This is a genomic window from Mesorhizobium sp. M1A.T.Ca.IN.004.03.1.1, from assembly GCF_003997555.1.
GTDB lineage: Bacteria > Pseudomonadota > Alphaproteobacteria > Rhizobiales > Rhizobiaceae > Mesorhizobium.
The window spans coordinates 1-235 of the sequence record NZ_RZTV01001097.1 but is presented as its reverse complement, the minus strand read 5'-3'; the positions used below and the strand labels follow the sequence as shown (position 1 = coordinate 235).

Genomic DNA, 235 nt, shown 5'->3' with positions numbered 1-235 from the left:
TTTTACCGGTCGGGTTGCGGCTTTTCACACCCGCTACCAGAACTTTATCGAGACGGTGACAAGCCGGGACGCGACCGGCTTTACGGAGTTCAACTACACGAACGTTTCTGCGGCCACAATTTCGGGTATTGAAGCCAGTGCCGTCAAGACATTCAACAATGGCATCAACCTGCATGCGTCGCTTGCCTATGCCTATGGCCGCAACGAGGATACGGGCAAATACTTGCGATCGGTT

1 protein-coding gene is annotated in these 235 nt (G+C 53.6%); it reads left to right on the top strand.

Annotated elements, in window-relative coordinates:
* Positions 1 to 235: TonB-dependent receptor (locus tag EOD29_RS35075; RefSeq protein WP_127248929.1), on the top strand; the 235-nt coding region annotated here is incomplete at both ends.